This is a genomic window from Nakamurella flava, from assembly GCF_005298075.1.
Lineage (GTDB): Bacteria > Actinomycetota > Actinomycetes > Mycobacteriales > Nakamurellaceae > Nakamurella > Nakamurella flava.
Window position 1 is genome coordinate 141,821 of sequence record NZ_SZZH01000007.1, and the last position, 19,739, is coordinate 161,559.

Consider the following 19,739-nt stretch of genomic DNA (forward strand, 5'->3'; position numbering starts at 1 on the left):
GATGATCGATCACGCAGCTCCAGGAACACTTTTCGACACTGTCCTGGTCGCCAACCGCGGGGAGATCGCCGTTCGCGTCATCCGCACGCTGCGGCGCCTCGGCATCCGTTCCGTCGCCGTGTACTCCGACGCGGACGCCGGCGCCCCGCACGTCGCCGCGGCGGACATGGCCGTCCGGCTCGGCCCGGCGCCCGCGGTCGACAGCTACCTCCGGGGGGACCTGATCGTCGCGGCCGCGCGGCGCACCGGCGCGCAGGCCGTGCATCCCGGGTACGGGTTCCTCAGCGAGAACACCGCTTTCGCGCAGGCCTGCGCCGACGCGGGCCTGACGTTCATCGGCCCGCCGGTCGCGGCGATCGCGGCGATGGGCGACAAGATCCGGGCCAAGCAGACCGTCGTCGCCGCCGGGGTGCCGGTCGTCCCCGGCTCGAGCGGGCTCGGCCTGACCGACGCCGAGCTGGCGATCGACGCCGAACGGGTCGGCTACCCGGTGCTGCTCAAGCCGTCCGCCGGGGGCGGCGGCAAGGGCATGCGGGAGGTCCACGACCCGGCCGACCTGGTCGACGCCATCGCCGGGGCCCGCCGGGAGGCGCGGTCGTCCTTCGGGGACGACACCCTGTTGGTGGAACGGCTCGTCACCACCCCGCGGCACCTCGAGATCCAGGTGCTCGCCGACACCCACGGCGGCGTGGTGCATCTCGGCGAGCGGGAGTGTTCCCTGCAACGCCGCCACCAGAAGGTGATCGAGGAGGCGCCGTCGCCGCTGCTCACCCCGGCGCAACGCTCGGCGATGGGACAGGCCGCCTGCGCGGCTGCCCGCGCGTGCGGGTACGCCGGCGCCGGGACGGTCGAGTTCATCGTCGGCGGCGACCGGCCGGACGAGTTCTTCTTCCTGGAGATGAACACCCGGCTGCAGGTCGAGCACCCGGTCACCGAACTCGTCACCGGACTGGATCTCGTCGAATGGCAGGTGCGGGTCGCCGCCGGTCAGTCCCTGCCGTTCGCGCAGGACGACATCACCCTGACCGGCCACGCGGTCGAGGCCCGCCTCTACGCCGAGGACCCGGCCACCGGATTCCTGCCCACCGGGGGACCGGTGCTCGCCTGGGAGCCACCGGCGGACGCCCGGGTCGACGCCGGCATCGTCACGGGCTCGGTGGTCGGCTCCGACTACGACCCGATGCTGGCCAAGATCATCGCCCACGGCGACACCCGGGCCGCCGCGCTCGACCGACTGGCCCACGCGCTGCGATCCACCGTGCTGCTCGGACTGCCGACCAACCTGGCGTTCCTGCACGACCTCGTCACCGACCCCGACGTGCGGGCCGGCCGGCTCGACACCGGACTCATCGCCCGTCGACTCGACGACCGGCCCGCCGTGACCGCCGCGCCGCCCGGTGAGGTGCTGGCCGCGGTCGCCGCCGTCCACCTGCTGGCCGCCGAACCGGCGAGCCCGGTGATCGACCCGTTCGACCTGCCCGGTGGCTGGCGTCTGGGCCCGCCGGCCTGGACCCCGATCGCCGTGCAGGTCGACGGGGCTCCCCCTGTCACCCTGCGGATCCGGGGGCGGGCCGCGGCCGGCGAGTACGCCGTCCCCGGTGCCGACGGGGCCCGACCGGCCGTCGCGATCACCGCGGCCGCCACGGGGGGCCAGGGCGGCACCCGGGTCCGGGTGCAGAGCGACGGACTGACGACGGAGTGGGCGGTCGCCCACGACCCCGACGGCACCCTGTGGGTGGGCCGGGACGGCCACACCTGGGCCGTGCGACTGCGGGACCCGGCCGCGCCGGACACCGGCGGCGAGGAGACCGTCGGCGGACCGGTGCGCTCACCCATGCCCGGCACCGTCACGGTGGTCGCCGTGACCGAGGGGCAGACCGTGCACGCCGGCCAGACCCTCGTCGTCATCGAGGCGATGAAGATGGAACACGTGCTGTCCGCGACGACGGACGGGGTGGTGAGCGGGCTACGGGCCCGCGTCGGCGGCACCGTCGGCCGGGACGAGGTACTGCTCAGCGTCGGCCCCGACGACGACGCCCCCACCGCCTGACCGGTCCGGTCAGACCGACCGCCAGTCGTCGGACGTCAGGTGCGACCCGGCCTGTGGGCCCATGCGCTGCATGCCGCCGTCGACCACCCACGTCGCCCCACTGACGTAGCCCGCGCCGGCCGAGGCGAGAAAGGCGATCACCGCAGCGATCTCGCGGGCGTCCCCGGGACGCCGCAGCGGAATGCCCGGGCGCTCCACCGAGCGGGGATCAGCGTCGGTCTGTCCCGTCATCGGGGTGGCGATCTCCCCGGGGGCGACCGAGTTGGCGGTGATGTCGTACTGCCCGAGCTCCAGGGCCAGGGTCTTCATCAGGCCGCCCAGGCCGTGCTTGGCCGCGTCGTAGGCGGCCGACCCGACCCGGGGTTGCAGCTCGTGGACGCTGGTCACGGCGATCAGCCGCCCGCCCCGTCCGGCGGCGACCATGTGCCGGGCCGCCCGCTGCAGACAGACGAACGCGCCGTCCAGGTCGGCGGCCACCGTCGCCCGCCAGGTATCGAGATCCATGTCCAGGAAGGGGGTTCCGCCCCCGGCCCCGGCGTTGTTGACGAACACGTCCACGCGGCTCAACCGGGTGACCAGATCGTCGACGACGTCACCGCACCCGGGCAGGTCGGTGGTGTCCAGCCGGGCCACCTCTGCTCGCCGGCCCAGGCTGCGGACCTCGGCCGCGGTGTCCCGCGCCCCGGACTCGTCGGTGTGCCAGGTGATTCCCACGTCGAGCCCCGCGGTCGCCAGGGCGACCGCGGTGGCCCGACCGATCCCGGAGTCCGCTCCGGTGACGATGGCGGTCTGCGGCTGGAAGGTCATGTCCGCATGGTTCCGCCGCCGCCCCGTCGCAAACCCCGGGATCGCGCAGGGATCAGATCCGGTCGCGACCGGTGCCGGTCGTCGGGTCGTCCACCGCGATCTCCTCCTTGCGGACGTCCCCGGTCACCGTCTGCTGCTCGGTGACGGTCTCGGTGTCCAGGCGCACCCGCTCCACCGGGACGGCCTCGGTGGTGACGACCGGCCGCTCCTCGGTCAGGACGACCTCGTGCTCCTCCTCGGTGCCGACGACCGCCGTCGCCGCCCGCCCACCCCCGTTCGCGTCGGTGATCGGCTCGCGTTCGACCCGCACCTCCTCGCGGGTCACCGGCACCGTCACCGTCTCCTGCTCGGTGACGACGTACTTGCGCAGCCGGGCCCGGCCGGCCTCCACGCGTTCCGTCCCGACCTGCAGGTGCTCCTCCGAGCGGGTCATGGCGTCGTCGGTACTGGGTCCCGAGACGTCGTGCCCCGGGCCGCCGGTCGTCCCCGTCCCGACGAGTCCGGCCGAGTCGGTGCGGCGGTCGGTCTCCTGCCCGGACGACACCGAGGTCTCGCTCCCGGAGCGGCCGAGAGCGCCGTGCTGGCCGTAGTAGTCGTAGAGCATTCGCTCCTCGTCCTCGTCCAGGTGGTCGGCGTCGGCGATGTCCGGCGCGTCCTTGACGACGTCCTTGTCGAACGGCAGGACGACGTCGTCGCCGGTGGACGACGCCCCGGCCAGCGGCACGAACTTCTCCTTGTGCCCGAACAGGCCGGTGTTGACGGTGACCCAGTCCGGCTGGCCGGTGGCGTCGTCGAGATACACCTGGCCGATCGAGCCGATCTTGTCGCCGTTGCGGTCGACGGCATTTCGCCCGAGGTAGGAGTCGGGCGACAGCGCGTTGGTCATGCGAATGCCTTTCCGTGCGAGGGGTGATGGGGGAGAGGGGAAGTCAGCGCACCGGGAGGTCGTCGACGGAGCGGTCGACCTTGCGGTGGAAGCGCATGCCGGCGAGCCCGCCCAGCAGGGCGCCGACGAGCGCGGCGAGCAGGGCGGCGCCGATGACGATGGCGCCCACGGTCGTCACCTGGCCCTCGTTGACGGGCAGGCGCGGCAGGTTGAGCTGCGCGAGGACGTCGTACTGCGAACCGGCGATCGCGGCGACGGCCGCGACGATCAGGGCGGTGACGACACCCCAGATCCACACGGCCAGGCCCTGGCGGAGCCCGTTGAACCGGGCCATCCGGCCCGCGACGTACCCGCCGCAGTAGTAGGCGAGCAGCAGGACGACGAGGAAGACGATCCCGCCGACGAGCCCGACCGTCTGGGCGGTGTCGGTCGCCTGGCCCGCCTCGTTCACGGCCTGGTCGACGGTCGCGTCGTCGGCGATACCGAAGGCGACGCCGGCCGCGGCCAGGATGGCGATGAGGATGACGGCCATCCCGGTCGCGGTCAGCCACCCGAAGAACGCCGAGCCGAACTTGATGCCGCCGAAGCGTTCCTCCTGGCGGTGGGCCAGGTCCCGGGAGTCGACCGCCCCGGTCGGTCGGGTGGTCGGCGCGTCGTACCGGTCCCGATCGGCGGTGTGATCGCCGTCGGTCCAGGTCGGGTCGGAAGCCCGGGCGGACTCGCCATCGGGGTGCAGGGGACTGCTCATGGCACAACCTTCTGGGTGTGGAGTGACCCGGATCTGGGTAGTGACAGCGTCGACAACGCAATGGATGTCGCCGCCGCCCTGCCGGGCCGGTGGGGTGTCCGAACGGTTTCGCGGACGAGGGAGGACGATCATGAAGCGGTCGACCGAACGTGCTCCGCGACGCGAGCTCCAGGGTTCGGACGACGTCGGGGCGCACATGGTGCTGCGAAGGCACCGCCGGCGTCTGGCCACGAGCCGGGCGACGACCGTCAGGACGCACGGACCTCCGGGTTGAGGTCGCGTCATCCCAGGGGTACCCGGGTCGTCGAAGCACAAACGAGACCCGATGGACCCGAAGGGAAATGACCGACAGGACTACCGTGGAAGCCGACGCACCCCCCGTCGGGCCGGTTTCCCCGGACCCGAACCCGGTCGACCGCACACCGCGGCCGACCCCGCATCACCGGTCCAGCAGCGGGCCGCTCCGTCCGTTCCGAACACCGGGCCACCCACGGATCCGACCGGTGTTCCGAACGCCGCATCCCCCCGCGACCGGCCACCGCCTGGCCGGCTCCGCTCCATCCCGCACTGAGGAGTCATCATGCTCGGCCTCATCATCTCGATCATCATCGTCGGATTCATCGCCGGAGCGCTCGCCCGCTTCCTCGTCCCCGGCAAGCAGCCCATGTCGTGGGCGCAGACCCTGATCCTCGGCATCGTCGGCTCGTTCGTCGGCGGTTTCCTGGGCTACCTGCTGTTCCGCAACGACGCCCAGAACGGCTTCCTGCAGCCGTCCGGGATCATCGGCTCGGTCGTCGGCGCCATCATCGTGCTGCTGCTGTGGAACAAGTTCGGTCGTCGCTCGGCCGTCACCCGTTGATCTGACGCAGTCCCCGGGCGTCGTACACCGCGGCGCCCGGTCATCACCCTCGGACGAGCCGGCGGTCTTCCGTCGGCTCGTTCGCTTTCTCGAAGGATGGTTCGGTCATGAAGGGTCTGTTGCGCCGCTTCGGCGGCATCGGCGGTCTGATCGCCCTGGCTCGCAGCCCCATCGGGCGCCGGGTCCAGCGGGAGATCACCACGGCGATCCGCAACCGGCGTCAGCCCGCCGCCGGCGGTGCCGCCCCCAGGTCGCCGAGACGGTAGAGCCGCACGGCGTTCTCGCGGAGCACCGCGGGAACCAGGCCCGGGTCGACGGTGGCGACCGCCTCCGCGACCCGGGCCACGTCCTCGTCCCGGAACGGGACCCGGGCCCGGGTGGACGGCAGGTCGGTACCGAAGACCAACCCCGCCGGTGAGGTCCGCACGACGGCGGCCATCAGGGCCTCGGGATCGCTCACCGCGATCCGCCCGAAGCCGGTCGCCTTCACCACCGCCCCGCCCGCCACCAGATCCAGCAGCGTCCCGGTGGTGTCGTCCGACATCGCCAGGTGATCGATGGTGACCTGCGGGAGCGACCGCAACCGCGGCGCGAGATCGGCCAGATCGCCGGCGTCGACGTACAACTCGGTGTGCCACCCGGCCACCTCGTGGACCATCCGGGCCAACCGGTCCAGGTCCGCCGGCCCCGCCGAACCGCCGCGGTAGAGATTGATCCGGACCGCCCGCACCCCGGCCGCGTCCAACGCCAGCACCGTCTCCTCGGAGACCGTCGCCGGCAGATTCGTCACCCCGGCGAACCCGGGACCCAACTCGGCCAGCGCCGCCACCAGGTAACCCTGGTCGAAGGCCTGGAACGACCCGCTCACCACCGCGCCGCCGACAACCCCCAGCTCCCGCACCCGCGATCGGTAGTCCGACGCGGTGAAGGCCGGCGGGAGGTACCCCTGGTTCGGCACCAGCGGATACCGCGGGTCGATCACGTGGAAGTGGGCGTCGACGACCGCCCCGTACGGGGAACTCATGGGCCCAGTCTGCTCGGCCGGACCGACCTCACCGATAGTTTCCGCCCATGAGCTCGCTGGTCCAGCGCTACCTCGAGGACGTCCACACCGAGCTGCTGCAGGAGCGGTCGGGCGCTGTCGCCTCCTACATCCCCGAACTGGCGCGCGTCGACCCCGACGGGTTCGCCATCTGCCTGGCCACCAGCGACGGGCACGTCTACGAGGTCGGCGACAGCCGCCGGGAGTTCGCTATCCAGTCGATCTCCAAACCGTTCACCTACGCCCTGGCCCTCGCCGACCGGGGCATCGCCGCGGTGGGCGAGAAGGTCGACGTGGAACCCTCCGGGGAGGCGTTCAACGAGATCAGCCTGGACCCGACGACCGAACGCCCGCGCAACCCGATGATCAACGCCGGCGCCATCGCGAGCGCCTCCCTGATCGACGGATCCGATGCCGCCGAGAAGTTCGAACGCGTGCGCCGCCTCTACTCCCGGTGCGCCGGCCGGGACCTGACCGTGGACGAGGCCATGTTCGCCTCCGAGAGCGAGACCGGGCACCGCAACCGCGCCATCGGCCACCTCCTCCGGGGTTACGGGATCATCGAGGGCGACCCGCAGGAAGCCGTCGAGCTGTATTTCCGGCAATGCTCCATCGAGGTCAACTGCCGCGATCTCGCGCTGATGGCCGCCACCCTGGCCGATAACGGCGCCCACCCGCTCACCGGGGAGCGGGTGCTCGACCCCGCGCTGTGCGAGCGGGTCCTGTCGGTCATGACCACATGCGGCATGTACAACGGCGCCGGCGACTGGGTCGCCCGCGTCGGCCTGCCGGCCAAGAGTGGGGTCGGCGGCGGCATCCTCGCCGTCCTCCCCGGTCAGTTCGGGCTCGCGGTGTACTCGCCCCGCCTGGACCAGCACGGCAACAGCGTCCGCGGGGTGGCCGCGTGCCGCCGGCTGTCACAGGATCTGGAACTGCACTTCCTGCACGTCACCCGGGCGGCCCGGTCGGCCATCCGGAACAACTACGACATCGTGGACCGCCCGTCCCGGCACCGCCGCACCCCCGCCGAACAGCGGGCCCTGCTGACCTTCGGCCGACGGGCGCGGGTCTTCGAACTCCACGGCGACCTGCTCTTCGCCGGCGTCGAGTCCGTCATCCGCGAGATCACCGCCGAGCTCGACGAACTCGACGTCATCGTGCTGGACCTGCGCAACGTCGCCGAGACGGCGGAGGTGACGCGCCGGCTGATGGCCGCCGCCCGCGACCAGCTCCTCGAACGCGGCATCGAACCGGTCATCGTCGATCCGGACGCGGTGCTGCTGGACGCCGACCCGGGTCGGCTCGTCCGACATTTCCGCGACGTCGACTCCGCGGTCGAATACGCCGAGGACCGGCTCATCGAACGGCACGCCCCGGCCGACGACGCCCCCGATGCCATCGACACCGGTGAGCACCCGCTGCTGGCGGACCTGCCGGCCGCCGACCTCGACGCCCTCATGCCCTGGTTGCAGATCCGGCAGTGGGCGGCCGGCGATGCCGTCGTCCGGGCCGGGCAACCACCCCACGGCCTGTTCCTCGTCACCGCCGGGCTCATCGAACTGACCGTCGACCGCCGCGGCGTCCGCCACCACCTGTCGGTCTTCACCCCCGGCACGACGTTCGGGGTGGTCTATGCGATCGCCGGCCGGGACTACGACCTCGACGCGACCGCCCGGACGGACACCGTCGCCGCGGTGCTGCCGCAACAGGCCCTCACCGAACTCGGCGTCAGCCGACCCGGGGTGCTCCTCACCCTCCTCCGCCGGCTCGTCGTCGGATCCATGGACCAGCTGGACTGGGTCACCCGCAGCCTCGTGACTCCCAGCCGCTGAACCGACCCCGTCAGCGGGTCCCCGTCCAGTCCGCCCACAGGTCGGCGTACCGGCCGCCGCGGCCGCGCAGCTCGTCATGGCTGCCCTGCTCGACGATCGATCCGCGGTCCAGCACCACGATCCGGTCCGCCGCGGCGGCCTGCGTCAACCGGTGCGCGACCACCAGTGCGGTCCGCCCGCGGACGACCGCCTGCGCCGCATCCTCCAGGTCCCGCGCGCCGGCGCTGCCGGCCTCGGCCGTCGCCTCGTCGAGCACGACGATGGGCGGATCCATCAGCAGCACCCGGGCCAGTGCGATCTGCTGCGCGACCGCGGGCGACACCGGATGCGCGGTCTCGCCGATCACCGTGTCCAGGCCGGCCGGCAGCGTCGCCACCCAGCCGGCCAGGCCGACGGCGGCGAGCGCCGCCTCGACCCTGCCGTCGTCGACCGGCGTGCCGGCCGGCACGGCCAAGGCGACGTTGTCGCGGACGGTCCCGGCGAACACGTGCACCTCCTGGCTGACCAGGGCGATGTGCCGGGCCACGTCGTCCGGGGCGATCCGGTCCAGCGGGGCCCCGCCGACAGTCACCCGGCCGCCGGTCGCACGCACGAGACCGGTGGCGATCGCCGCCACCGTCGTCTTGCCGGCCCCGCTGGCGCCGACCAGGGCGACCCGCTCGCCCGGCGCCACCGTCAGCGAGATGCCGTTCAGCACCGGGGGACCGTCGCCGTACCGGTGGGTCAGCTCCCGCAGTTCCAGGGCACCGCCCACCGGAGTGGCCGGATCGACCGGCACCGCCGCCGCGGCCATCCGCGTCACCCCGACCAGCCGGGCCAACGCGACCCCGGCCTCCTGCACGTCGTCGAACGTCACCATCAACAGGGCCAACGGGTTGAACAGCCGATGGAAGTACAACGCGGCCGCCGTCGTCGCCCCGACCGTCACGACGTCGGCACGGACCAGCAGGAACCCGACGACCAGGACGGCGGCCAGGCCGATGCACTCGGCCCGGTTCATCCAGCCGGCCCACCCGCTGAACATGCGGAAGACCCCGTTGGACAGCGCGAACGCCCGCTCCGACCCGCCCCGCACGGCCGCCAGGTGCTCGTCGTGCACGCCGTAGGCCCGGACCGTCGGCAACCCGGACAGGCTGCCCAGCATGGCCTGCGAACGGTCGGACACGGCCGCCCGGGCCTGCGCGTACCGGGCCGCGGCCCGCGGCAGGTACCAGCGCAGCGCCAGCACGTACACCGGCAGGGCCGTGGCCCCGGCCAGCGCCAGCCGCCAGTCCAGCAGCCCGAGCCCGACCAGGGTCAGACCCAGCGTGAACAGGGCCGCCACGACCAGCGGGATCAGCCCGGTGAACGCGGCGGCGACCAGCTTCACGTCGTCGCCGGTCCGGGTCAGCAGATCGCCGGCCCCGATGCGCTCCAGGGTGGTCGGCGGGATGCGCACGGCCCGGTTCATCAGGTCCTCGCGCAGGTCGGCCAGCACGCGCTCGCCGAGCCGGGCGATGAGCACCCCGCCCACCCAGGTGAGCACCCCGGCGGCGAGCGCCGCCCCGGCCATCACCGCCACCAGCGGCAGCACACCGGCGACCGCGTCACCGGTGCCCGGCGCCGGACCACCCGGCAGGTCATCGATCCGGTCCACCAGCACCCCGAGCGTCCACGGGGCGACCAGCCCGCAGGCGCTGGCGGCCAGGGCCACGAGGACGGCGGCCAGCGCGGTACCCGGATACCGCCGGCACCGGGCGAGCAGGTCGCGGCCGGTCACCCGCCCGGTGGCCACCGGCAGGCGTTCCGGCCCGTCCGTCGGGGTGGTCGTCACGGCGTCGAGCGTCGCGGTCATCGCAGCACCAGCTCCCGGTAGTCGGCGCGTCGGGCGACCAGGTCGGCGTGGGTGCCGCGGTCGGCCACGGCGCCGTCGACGACCAGCACCACCTGGTCGGCGACGGCGAGGAGGGTCGGACTGTTGGTGAGCAGCACGGTCGTGCGAGGCCGGTCCGTGTCGGTGTGGCGTAGTCGGCGTAGACCGGCGGCGATGCGGGCCTCGGTAGCCGCGTCGACGGCGGTGGTGGGTTCGCTGAGCACCAGCACGTCCGGGTCGGCCAGCAGGGACCGGGCCAGCGCGAGCCGTTGCCGCTGGCCGCCGGACAGCGACGCCCCCCGGTGCGCCACCGGATGGTCCAGGCCGGCCGGGTGGCCGGCGACGAACTCGTCGGCCGCGCTGGCCCGCAGGGCGGGGTGGTCCACCGCGACTCCCGGGTCGTCCCCGGGCGCCCGGTCGTCGGTGGGCGCGCCCGGGAGGGCGCGCAGGTTCTCGGCCACGGTCCCGGCGAACAGATCGGTCTCGTGCGGTTCCACCAGCACCCGCCGCCGCAGTTCGACCAGCGGCACCGTCGAGACGGGTCGTCCACCGATCCGGACGCTCTCGTCGGTCGCCGCGTGTTCACCGGTCAGCAGGCCCCGGATCGCGACGGCGTCCCGGGGGTCGTTGCCGGCGACGGCGACCAGCCGGCCGACCGGGACCGGCAGGGTGAGCCCGCGCAGCGACCCGGCGTGCACGTTGTGGAGCTCCACCGCCGGCGCGCCCGGATCCGTCCGGTGGGCCGGGCGATCGGAGCTGGCCGCGTCGGTGACCGCGTCCGGGGCGGACAGCACCTCGGCGACCCGGCGGGCCGAGCCGTTGGCCACCGCGAGCTCCCGGGCCGCGAAGACGAGAGTGCCCAGCGGTTCGGCGACGAACTGGGCCAGGCCGACCACGGTGATGAGCTCGCCGATGGAGATGTCGCCGTGCCAGGCCCGGATGCCGGCGACCGCGGCGACGACGGCCAGGAACAGTCCGCTGAGCAGGACACCGGCGCCGGCCTGCGCCGACGACGTGGTCGCCGCCCGCAGGGACGCCGCGAGGGTGGTGCGACTGGCCGCCCGGTAGCGGTCGACGCTGGAGGCGGTGGCCCCGATCCCGCGGATCGCCCGCAGCCCGCGGATCAGGTCGGTGGCCAGCGCCGCGCTGCGACCGGCCGCCTGCTGGGCGGCTTCGCTGCGGCGGCTGATGACCGGGCCGAGGCCCTGCAGGAGCAGCAGGACCAGGGGAGTGCCGGCGATGACGAGCAGCCCCAGCCAGCCGTCGATGCGCAGCAACAGGACGGTGGCGCCGACGATGGCCACCCCCGCCGCGATCAGCCGGGCCCGCGCCTCGATGGCCGACGCGGTGGTGTCCGCATCGCCGGACGCGATCGACACCAGCTCGCCGGTGGCCCGATCGGTGCGCACCCCCGCCGGCTGCAACAGGCGGGCGGCGACGGCCGTCCGCAGACGGTGCCCCTCCCGGAGTTCGGCGAACTGCACGGCCCGGGCCCCCGTCCGCCAGCACAGTCGCAGGGCGGTGAACAGGACGACCAGGCCGCCGATGCACCAGGCCAGCGCCACCGGGTCGCCGGTCGTCACCGCCCGGTCGATCGTCAGGCCGATGACCACCGGCACCAGCACCTCGGTCAGCTGGTGCAGCGACAGGAACAGCACCCCGACGGACAGCGGGCGCAGCTGCGCCCGCCGCCCGGATCGCAGCAGTGCGCGGGCGTCCCGGGCGCGGACGGAACTCTCGGGTCGGTCAGCGGAGCGAACGGCGACGGGCGGAGCGAAGGACACCAGGTGAGGGTAGCCTTACTTTGGTGCCTGAGACATTCGCGGGTTGTCGACGGCCGGTCAGCTCGCGCCAGCCAACGGGTACGCCAGCACCCCGGCGGGGTCGATGAGCCCTTGCAGGCGGCGCAGCCGCGGCAGGTTCGCACCGTAGGCGGCGACGATCTCGTCCGGCGTCTCCAGGAACCCGGGACGCACCTCCACGCTGTAGACGCCGACGGTGTGGTCATCGAGCAGCCGCACGGTCCGCCGGGCCCAGTTCTGGGCGGCTTCCCGCTGGTCCGGGGAGTCCCAGATGGCGTTCAGCGGGATGTTCCACTCCCCGGACCGCCCGTGGAACGCCGTCGCGTCGTCCGCGACATCGCCGAGCGCTCCGCCGGTGTGCTGGAAATCGATGCGGCAGGCGCGCGTCGGGGCGTCCCGCAGGGCCGCCAGCAGTTGGTCGGCCACGGCGTCATCCAGGGTCGGGCCGGTGAACACCGACTTGCCGTAGAACCCACCGCGAACCTCCCCGGGCTCGGGCAGCGGGATGGGCGACGGGTCGGCGCCATCCGCACCGGGGGGTGCGAACTCGGGCAGACCGGCCAGGTACCGACCGCTCCGTTCGGACCGGTGCAGCAATAACGCCGAGGTCGCGGCCTGCACCTCGTCGTCCAGGGCCCGGGCCGCGTCGACCGCGCCCGGTTCGGCACAGGCGGTGTAGACGAGCAGCAGGGGTGTGCCCGGAGCCAGCTCGGAGTACCCGAGCACGGCGCCCATGGTCACCTCGCGCGGGCACTGCGGAGCGACCGCGAAGTAGGCGGCCAGGGCCGCCGCGCCATCGGTGCCGTCGAGCCCGAACACCAGGCGCTCCACCCACATCGGCCCCTGCTCGACGGTCCGGAACGTCGCCGCGGTGACGACCCCGAAGGCCGGGGCGCATCCGCGTACCGCCCACCACAGATCTGCGTCCTCACCCTGGCTCGCGGACGACAGATCGTGGGTGCGCCCGTCGGGGGTGACGAGCTCCACCGCCGTCAGGTGGTCGAGGGTCAGGCCCCGACTGCGGGTGAGGTAGCCGACGCCGCCGCGGGTGGCCAGTCCGAGGCCGGCGTGGCCGACGATGCCCACCGGCAGCACCCGACCCGTCGGGGCCAGCGCCGTCAGCACGGCCCCCACCCGGCAGCCGCCCTGGACCACCACGGCGCGGCCCTCGTCCCGCACGTCGACCCCGGTGAGGTGGGCGGACAGGTCGAGCAGGACGGCCCCGTCCTCGACACACGTCGAACTGAGGCCGCCGCCCCGGACCGTGACCCGGCCGCCGGTCCGGCCGGCGATGCGCAGGACCGCCGAGACGTCCCGCGCGTCGCGGGGTCGCACCACGCACGACGGGTGCCGGCGCGCGGCGTCCGGGAAGAAGATCCGACCGAGGGCGTCGGTGTAAGCCGGGTCGCCGGGCCGGGCGACGATGTCGCCCAATTCCGTCGCCAGGGCGGTCACGTGGGCGTCCTCGAGCGGCATGGGTCGGACGCTAATGAGCCGCGGGCCGGTCACGGCCAGGTCTGGACCACCGGTGCCCCATCCGGGGTGACCGGCTCAGCAGTCGATGGTGTGGTCGGGAGATTCCGTCCAGCTCAACCAGCGGCCGTAGGCGCCGGACGGCGCGACCTCCAGGGCTTTGCAGACATCGGCCCGGCTGTACCCGGCGGGCACGTACACGGCGTAGATCGGGTCGCCGGACGGCGTCGCGGGGGTCAGCGACGGACAGGTCACGTCGGTGCGCAGGTAGCTGCTGCCCGGCGTCGCCGCCAACGCGTCCGCCACATCGGCGGCGTAGGCCCCGGGGGTCGTGGCCGACTTCAGGACGAGGATGCCCAGTCCGTCGCAGGCCGGTGAACTGATCGGCTGGGCCAGGCCCAGGTCGCCCGGCAACCGGCCGGCCGGGGCGGGGTTCACGGGCACGGGCACCGCGAGGACGCTGGTCGCGGTCGCGGTGACCGTCGACGGGGGGACCGTGGTGGTCGCCGGCGCGGCGGTCACGGTGACCGGGGCCGGGCTCGGCGTCGCCCGCGCGGCCGTCGAACGGGCCGCCGCCGGGGACGTGGCCGGCGACCCGGGCGCGGTCGCGGGACCGGTGTTCGTGCCCACCGAGGCGACGCCGGTCGTCTGGTGGGCGCAGCCGGCCAGCAGGCCGAGCACGGCGATCAGGGCGAGCACACCGACCACGGCCAGGCCGATCGCCAGGGCCCCCGACCGCCGGACGGACCCGCCCGGTGTCGTCCGTTCCGCACTCTTCATCGTTTCCCGCCCTCGCTGCGCCCCGATGCCCGGACCCGCCGCCCCGGAGCTCGCCGTTCATCACACCGGATGTCCGGTTCGGGCGACAGTCCCGACGGGGTGAGTCGAGGTATCGGACGGGTCGATCTGGCCGGTTCAGGCCCGGACGCGCGGCTCGCGAGCGGCGAGCACCCCGAGCACAGTCAACAGGAAGAGCCCCCCGACGACGACCAGCAACGGGGCCACCCAGGCGCCGGTGGAAGCGTGCAGACCGCCGACCACCACCGGACCCAGGCTGGCGACCGCGTACCCGCCGGTCTGCACGATGGACGACAGCTGCCGGTTCTCCCGCTGCCCCCGGGTGCGCAGCACGACCACGGTGAAGACGGCCGTGAACCCGCCGCCCTGGGCCACGCCGGCGAACACGCTCCACAGCGCCCAGCCCCCCGGGGCCAGCAGCAGGCCGAGCGGCATGGTCAACCACAACGCCCCGTTGACGGCGAACGCGGTGGCCGGTCCGAAGCGGTTGATGACAACCGGGGTGAGGAAGGCGCCGGCGACCGCGCACACCTGGAAGATCGACGACGCCGCCCCGGCCGCGTCGTGCGACAGGCCCTCCTTGTCGGCCAGCAGGGTGGGCAACCAGGCGGTCAGGCCGTAATAGCCGAAGGCCTGCCCGGAGAAGGCGCCCGTCAGCATCCAGGTGGTCGGACGACGCAGCAGGGTCCCCAGCGACGGCCGCTGCTGCTCGCCGCCGGCTGCCGTCGGCTGCTGCTCCCGGTGGGCGGTCGCCATCCGGTCGCGGTGGGCCGGTCGCCGCACCAGTACCAGCCACACGGCCACCGCGGCCAGCGTGAGGACCGACGGCAGGGCGAGGGCGACGGCCCAGCCGGCCGATGCCGCGACCGATGCGGACACCGAGAGCGCGAGCATCGACCCGACGTTCAACGCGGCGGTGTAGGCGCCGGTGACCCCGGCCGCGGCGGAGCGGGGGAAGTCCCGCGCGATGATCATCGGGGCGACGATGTTGCCGACGGTGATGGCCAGGCCGACGATGACCGTGCCGACCATCGCCGTCGGGACGCCGCCGACGGACCGCACCGCGATACCGACCAGCAGCGTGAGCAGGCAGGCGAACACCGACCGTTCGATGCCGAGCCGACCGATCGCCGCCGACGCCAGCGGGGCGGAGAGGCCGAAGCACAGCACCGGCAGGCTGGTCAGCAGACCGACCGCCGCCGGGGACATGCCCAGGGCGCCCTCCAGGTCACCCGCCACCGCCGACACCGCCACGAACGGCGCCCGCAGGTTGAAGGCCAGCAGGATGAGGGCGATGAGGACGAACACCGGGAACGCGGCCCGACGGGCCGTCCGATCGGTCATCGTGTGCGGTCTCCTGCATCCGTCGGGCCCGGTCGCCGGGCACAGAGCTGCCCGACAGTTCGCCTCGCGAAACGCTACCCGGGCCGCGGAGCCGCCGTCCGGTCGCACCGACCTGGGTAGGGTGCGGCCCATGGGTCTGTTCTCGGACGAGCACACGGTGGCCATCGGTCCCTCGACGGTGCAGGTCACCGCGAAGACGGGGCTGGTGCACGCCACCTGGACCTTGCTGGTCGACGGCGAGGCGGTCGACGAGGCCACCGCCGCCGGTGACTTCCGGCTGCGCGGTCAACTGGCCGACGGGTCGCCGGTGGTCGCCGCCGTCTTCCAGAGCCTGCTGGGCCCGACCCGGGTCACCGTGGAGCACGCCGGCACCGAGATCGCCGAGTTCACCGGCTTCGTCGCGTGAGTGTGGTGGCCGATCCGGCCGTGGCCGAGCCGGCCGACTTCGGGTTCACCGTCGACCACCGCCTGCCCGGCCGCCTCGGCCGCACCGGCACGATCACCACCCCGCACGGGGAGATCCGGACTCCGGCGTTCATCGCCGTCGGCACGAAGGCCACCGTCAAGGCGGTGCTGCCCGAGTCGATGGCCGCGCTCGGTGCGCAGGCTGTCCTGGCCAACGCCTATCACCTGTACCTGCAGCCCGGCTCGGACCTGATCGACGAGGCCGGCGGGCTGGGCGCATTCATGAACTGGCCCGGGCCGACGTTCACCGACTCCGGCGGCTTCCAGGTGATGAGCCTGGGCGTCGGGTTCAAGAAGGTGCTGGCGATGGACGTCAGCGGGTTGCAGTCCGACAGCGTCATCGCCGCCGGCAAGACCCGGCTGGCAGCTGTCGACGACGACGGGGTGACCTTCAAGTCGCACCTGGACGGGTCCCGTCACCGGTTCACCCCCGAGGTGTCCATGGGCATCCAGCACCAGCTCGGCGCGGACGTCATGTTCGCCTTCGACGAGCTGACCACGCTGATGAACACCCGCGAGTACCAGGAACTCTCGGTCCGCCGCACCCACGAGTGGGCCATCCGCTGCCTGGCCGAGCACCGCCGGCTGACCGCGCAGCGGGTCGGCAAGCCGTACCAGGCGCTGTTCGCGGTCGTCCAGGGTGCGCAGTACGAGGACCTGCGCCGGCAGGCCACCGCCGATCTGGCCGCGCTGCGGGTCGACGGGCAGGCGTTCGACGGTTACGGGATCGGCGGGGCCATCGAGAAGCAGATCCTCGGCGACATCGTCGGCTGGGTCTGCGAGGAACTGCCGGAGGACAAGCCGCGGCACCTGCTGGGCATCAGCGAGCCGGACGACTTCTTCAACGCCATCGCCAACGGCGCCGACACCTTCGACTGCGTCTCGCCGTCCCGGGTCGCTCGCAACGGGCGGATCTTCGCCGACCGCGGCTACTACAACGTCAACAACGCCCGTTTCCGCCGCGACCTCACGCCGTTGGACGAGGGCTGCGACTGCTACGTCTGCGCCCACTACACCCGGGCCTACCTGCACCATCTGTTCAAGGCCAAGGAGATGCTGTCGGCCACCCTGGCCACCATCCACAACGAACGCTGGGTGGTCCGGCTGGTCGACCGGATCCGGGCGTCCATCGCCGACGGCACCTTCGACGAGTTCCGGGACGAGATGCTGGGGCGTTTTTACCGCAGCTGACGCCGTGCCTGCGTCGAAGGTGGAGCGTTCTACCCGGTGAGCGGGAGAAATCCCCTACCGCCGCTGGTCATCGAGGGGTAGTTGCTACGCTTGCTACAGCGTCACGCACTTCGAGGGAGCCGACGATGACAAGAACGATCCCGCACCGCGAACTGCGGAACAACAGCAGCGCGATCCTGCGTGAGGTCGCCGGCGGCGAGTCGTTCGCCATCACCAACAATGGTGAGGTGGTCGCCCTGCTGGTCCCCCCGGCGGGTCCGTCGTCGCCACCGCTCCGTCGACGGTCGGCTCGGGTCCGTGGCGGCTTCGGTGAGATCGTCCGAGCCGGTCTCGATCACCCGATCCAGGACGATCTCGACGCCCTGCGCGGCGATCGGTGATCGTCTACATCGAGAGTTCCGCGGCGGCCAAGCTGCTCGTCGCGGAGGCCGAGTCGAGCGCCCTGGTGCGTCACCTCGACCACCTCGCGCAGGACGGCGGTGAGCTGGTGGCCGGAGCCCTGCTCGACACCGAGCTTCGGCGCCTGGCGGTACGGACCGGGCTCGACCAGACCTCGGTCTCGGCGGTGCTCGACCGGATCGACGTGGTGGACCTCGACCGGGACGTCTTCCGCGCCGCCGGTCTGTTGCCCGGTGCCAACCTGCGGAGTCTTGACGCCCTGCACGTCGCCGTCGCCCTGCGTCTGGACGTCGATGCGTTCCTGACCTACGACGAACGGCAGGCGCAGGCCGCCCACGCGTCGGGACTGGCGACGATCGCCCCGCGGTGACCGCCGGGTGGCGCACGTGCAGTCACAGGCGGCTGCCGATGCGCCACTCGCTTCGGTCGGAGGGCCTACCGGGTGACCGGGAGGACGAACTGCCCGGTGACGTAGTCCGGCTCGTACTTCTTGACCAACCGGATGGTCGGATAGGTGACCGGGAGCAGGACGACCTCGACCAGCACCTTGTAGAGGTAACCGGTGATGACGTAGTTGAGGAACTCGCCGCCGGTGATGACGCCGTAGAAGGCGATGGTGCAGAACACGACGGTGTCGGCCAGTTCACCGACGACCGTGGAGCCGATCAGCCGCACCCAGAGGTTCTTCTCCTTGGTGCGCTGCTTGATCTTCACCAACACCCAGGCGTTGAGCAGCTGCCCGACCAGGAACCCGCACAGGCTGGCCAGCACGATCCGCGGCACGAACCCGAGCACCGCCTCGAAGGCGGACTGGTTCTCGTAGGCGGCGGCGGCCGGGGCGATCTGCACGATCCAGAACACCAGCGAGGCCAGGATGCTGATCGCGAAGCCCAGCACGATGGCCCGGCGCGCCCGCTTGAACCCGTATACCTCGGACAGCACGTCGCCGAAGATGTAGGTCAGCGGGAACAGGAACGCGCCGCCGTCGGTGATGAACGGCCCGAACTCGATGAGCTTGGTGGCGCCGATGTTGGAGATCAGCAGCATCGCGCAGAACAGCGCGACGATGATGTCGTAGTTGCCGGCCCGCAACGGGGAATGCGGCGGGGTTCGGTCGGAGAGTGGAGATGTCACGGCGGAAATGATCCCCGCTCGCCGGGGGGCCTGACGACCAGATCGTCCGGACGCACGATCCAGGGTTCGCGCGGCAGCTGTTGCGGGTCGAATTTCTCGAGCAGGGCGTCCGGCGTCGCCGGCTCGCCGACGGCGGCCAGGCCGAGCGAGGTGGCCAGGATTCCGAGCACGTCGGTGGGGGTCAGCCCTTGGTCGACGAGTTCGGCCAGGGTGACCGCGCCGTCCCGTTTGGCCAGGCGCTGCCCGGCGGTGTTGAGCGCCAGCGGGACGTGGGCGTAGACCGGCGCGGGCACGCCGAGCAGTGCCGCCAGGTAGGCCTGACGGGGCGCCGAGGCCAGCAGGTCGTCGCCGCGGACCACCTGGTCGACGCCCTGGGCGGCGTCGTCGACCACGACGGCCAGGTTGTAGGCGGCCACCCCGTCGTTGCGGCGCAGCACCAGGTCGTCGACCACGCCGGTGTACTCGCCGTGCAGCACGTCGATGACGGTCCAGGTGCGGACGTCGGCCCGCAGCCGCAGGGCACTCGGCCGGCCCTGCGCGCGCCGCTCGGCGATCTGATCGGGGGTGAGCTCACGACAGGTACCCGGGTAGAGCTGGGCGGCGACCGCGGCCGGGTCGGCGCTCGGATGCGGGGCCGAGGCGGCCTCCCGGATCTCCCGGCGGGTGCAGAAGCACTCGTAGGTCTGGCCATCGGCGACCAACTTCCCGATCGCCTGGTCGTAGACGGCGGTGCGCTCGGACTGCACGAGCACGGCGCCGTCGTGGTCGAGGCCCAGGGCGGCCAGGTCGGCCAGCTGACGCTCGGCGGCCCCGGCCGCGACGCGGTCCAGGTCCTCGAGCCGGACGAGGAACCGGCGGCCGGTCGAGCGGGCGAACAGCCAGGCCAGCAGCGCGGTCCGCAGGTTGCCGACGTGCAGGTCGCCGGAGGGGCTGGGCGCGAAGCGACCGGCGGCGGACGGGACGGAGGCGGGCACGGGTGGCGTACTCATCACCGTCCATCCTGACGGGCATCGGTGGGCATGATGGTGGTCGCCTCCGTGACCGGGGACGGAAGGAG

General features: G+C 72.9%; 18 protein-coding genes. 7 read left to right on the forward strand and 11 right to left on the reverse strand.

Annotated elements, in window-relative coordinates; translation table 11 throughout:
• Position 1 precedes the first annotated feature (1 nt).
• Complete coding sequence (locus FDO65_RS20895; RefSeq protein ID WP_137451682.1) at positions 2 to 2,050, forward strand: ATP-binding protein; 2,049 nt, start codon at positions 2 to 4, stop codon at positions 2,048 to 2,050.
• A gap of 9 nt (positions 2,051 to 2,059) precedes the next feature.
• On the opposite strand, the gene FDO65_RS20900 is transcribed toward FDO65_RS20895, so the two are convergent.
• The 3 genes from FDO65_RS20900 to FDO65_RS20910 are packed head-to-tail and all read right to left on the reverse strand — an operon-like array spanning position 2,060 to position 4,491.
• Positions 2,060 to 2,857: an SDR family oxidoreductase gene (locus FDO65_RS20900; protein WP_137451683.1), complete on the reverse strand. Its 798-nt coding sequence runs from the start codon at positions 2,855 to 2,857 to the stop codon at positions 2,060 to 2,062.
• A gap of 52 nt (positions 2,858 to 2,909) precedes the next feature.
• Complete coding sequence (locus FDO65_RS20905) at positions 2,910 to 3,743, reverse strand: PRC and DUF2382 domain-containing protein (protein WP_137451684.1); 834 nt, start codon at positions 3,741 to 3,743, stop codon at positions 2,910 to 2,912.
• Positions 3,744 to 3,786: 43 nt separating this feature from the next.
• Positions 3,787 to 4,491 carry a hypothetical protein gene (locus FDO65_RS20910; protein ID WP_137451685.1) on the reverse strand — a complete coding sequence of 235 codons (705 nt, stop codon included), beginning with the start codon at positions 4,489 to 4,491 and terminating at the stop codon, positions 3,787 to 3,789.
• A gap of 580 nt (positions 4,492 to 5,071) precedes the next feature.
• Between FDO65_RS20910 and FDO65_RS20915 the strand changes: the two genes are divergently transcribed.
• Entirely contained in the window at positions 5,072 to 5,350 is a 279-nt protein-coding gene (locus FDO65_RS20915; protein WP_137451686.1) for a GlsB/YeaQ/YmgE family stress response membrane protein, read from the forward strand.
• 220 nt (positions 5,351 to 5,570) lie between these two features.
• Here the strand turns inward: FDO65_RS20915 and FDO65_RS20920 are convergent, their stop codons facing one another.
• Entirely contained in the window at positions 5,571 to 6,374 is an 804-nt protein-coding gene (locus FDO65_RS20920) for an amidohydrolase family protein (RefSeq protein WP_137451687.1), read from the reverse strand.
• Positions 6,375 to 6,421: 47 nt separating this feature from the next.
• Here FDO65_RS20920 and glsA point away from each other — a divergent pair, with 47 nt between their 5' ends.
• Positions 6,422 to 8,224, forward strand: coding sequence for a glutaminase A (glsA, locus tag FDO65_RS20925; RefSeq protein ID WP_137451688.1), 1,803 nt, complete (start codon positions 6,422 to 6,424; stop codon positions 8,222 to 8,224).
• 10 nt (positions 8,225 to 8,234) lie between these two features.
• On the opposite strand, the gene FDO65_RS20930 is transcribed toward glsA, so the two are convergent.
• The 5 genes from FDO65_RS20930 to FDO65_RS20950 form a co-directional block, all read right to left on the reverse strand.
• Positions 8,235 to 10,058: an ABC transporter ATP-binding protein gene (locus FDO65_RS20930; protein ID WP_205850222.1), complete on the reverse strand. Its 1,824-nt coding sequence runs from the start codon at positions 10,056 to 10,058 to the stop codon at positions 8,235 to 8,237.
• The gene (locus FDO65_RS20935) at positions 10,055 to 11,860 is read right to left on the reverse strand and encodes an ABC transporter ATP-binding protein (RefSeq protein ID WP_137451689.1); all 1,806 of its coding nucleotides are present in this window, start codon (positions 11,858 to 11,860) and stop codon (positions 10,055 to 10,057) included. The genes FDO65_RS20930 and FDO65_RS20935 overlap by 4 nt, the downstream gene beginning before the upstream one ends.
• A 57-nt stretch (positions 11,861 to 11,917) precedes the next feature.
• Positions 11,918 to 13,354: an FAD-binding oxidoreductase gene (locus FDO65_RS20940; protein WP_137451690.1), complete on the reverse strand. Its 1,437-nt coding sequence runs from the start codon at positions 13,352 to 13,354 to the stop codon at positions 11,918 to 11,920.
• A 75-nt stretch (positions 13,355 to 13,429) separates the two neighbouring features.
• Positions 13,430 to 14,131, reverse strand: a complete 702-nt coding sequence (locus tag FDO65_RS20945; protein ID WP_137451691.1) for a serine/threonine protein kinase — start codon at positions 14,129 to 14,131, stop codon at positions 13,430 to 13,432.
• 135 nt (positions 14,132 to 14,266) lie between these two features.
• Positions 14,267 to 15,493 (reverse strand): MFS transporter, encoded by a 1,227-nt coding sequence (locus tag FDO65_RS20950; protein WP_166442328.1) that lies wholly within the window; start codon positions 15,491 to 15,493, stop codon positions 14,267 to 14,269.
• A gap of 130 nt (positions 15,494 to 15,623) precedes the next feature.
• On the opposite strand from FDO65_RS20950, the gene FDO65_RS20955 reads away from it, so the two are divergent.
• The 4 genes from FDO65_RS20955 to FDO65_RS20970 all read left to right on the forward strand — a co-directional run bounded on the left by FDO65_RS20955 (position 15,624) and on the right by FDO65_RS20970 (position 17,918).
• The gene (locus FDO65_RS20955) at positions 15,624 to 15,899 is read left to right on the forward strand and encodes a hypothetical protein (protein WP_137451693.1); all 276 of its coding nucleotides are present in this window, start codon (positions 15,624 to 15,626) and stop codon (positions 15,897 to 15,899) included.
• A gap of 2 nt (positions 15,900 to 15,901) precedes the next feature.
• Positions 15,902 to 17,149 (forward strand): tRNA guanosine(34) transglycosylase Tgt, encoded by a 1,248-nt coding sequence (gene tgt / locus FDO65_RS20960; RefSeq protein ID WP_420847559.1) that lies wholly within the window; start codon positions 15,902 to 15,904, stop codon positions 17,147 to 17,149.
• A 125-nt stretch (positions 17,150 to 17,274) separates the two neighbouring features.
• The gene (locus tag FDO65_RS20965) at positions 17,275 to 17,529 is read left to right on the forward strand and encodes a type II toxin-antitoxin system Phd/YefM family antitoxin (protein ID WP_137451694.1); all 255 of its coding nucleotides are present in this window, start codon (positions 17,275 to 17,277) and stop codon (positions 17,527 to 17,529) included.
• Positions 17,526 to 17,918: a type II toxin-antitoxin system VapC family toxin gene (locus FDO65_RS20970; RefSeq protein ID WP_137451695.1), complete on the forward strand. Its 393-nt coding sequence runs from the start codon at positions 17,526 to 17,528 to the stop codon at positions 17,916 to 17,918. Before FDO65_RS20965 ends, FDO65_RS20970 begins: the two co-directional genes overlap by 4 nt.
• Before the next feature lie 65 nt (positions 17,919 to 17,983).
• Here the strand turns inward: FDO65_RS20970 and FDO65_RS20975 are convergent, their stop codons facing one another.
• Both FDO65_RS20975 and gluQRS read right to left on the reverse strand, forming a co-directional pair.
• The gene (locus FDO65_RS20975; RefSeq protein ID WP_205850223.1) at positions 17,984 to 18,682 is read right to left on the reverse strand and encodes a queuosine precursor transporter; all 699 of its coding nucleotides are present in this window, start codon (positions 18,680 to 18,682) and stop codon (positions 17,984 to 17,986) included.
• Positions 18,679 to 19,671: a tRNA glutamyl-Q(34) synthetase GluQRS gene (gluQRS, locus tag FDO65_RS20980; protein ID WP_137451696.1), complete on the reverse strand. Its 993-nt coding sequence runs from the start codon at positions 19,669 to 19,671 to the stop codon at positions 18,679 to 18,681. The genes FDO65_RS20975 and gluQRS overlap by 4 nt, the downstream gene beginning before the upstream one ends.
• Between the last annotated feature and the right edge of the window lie 68 nt (positions 19,672 to 19,739).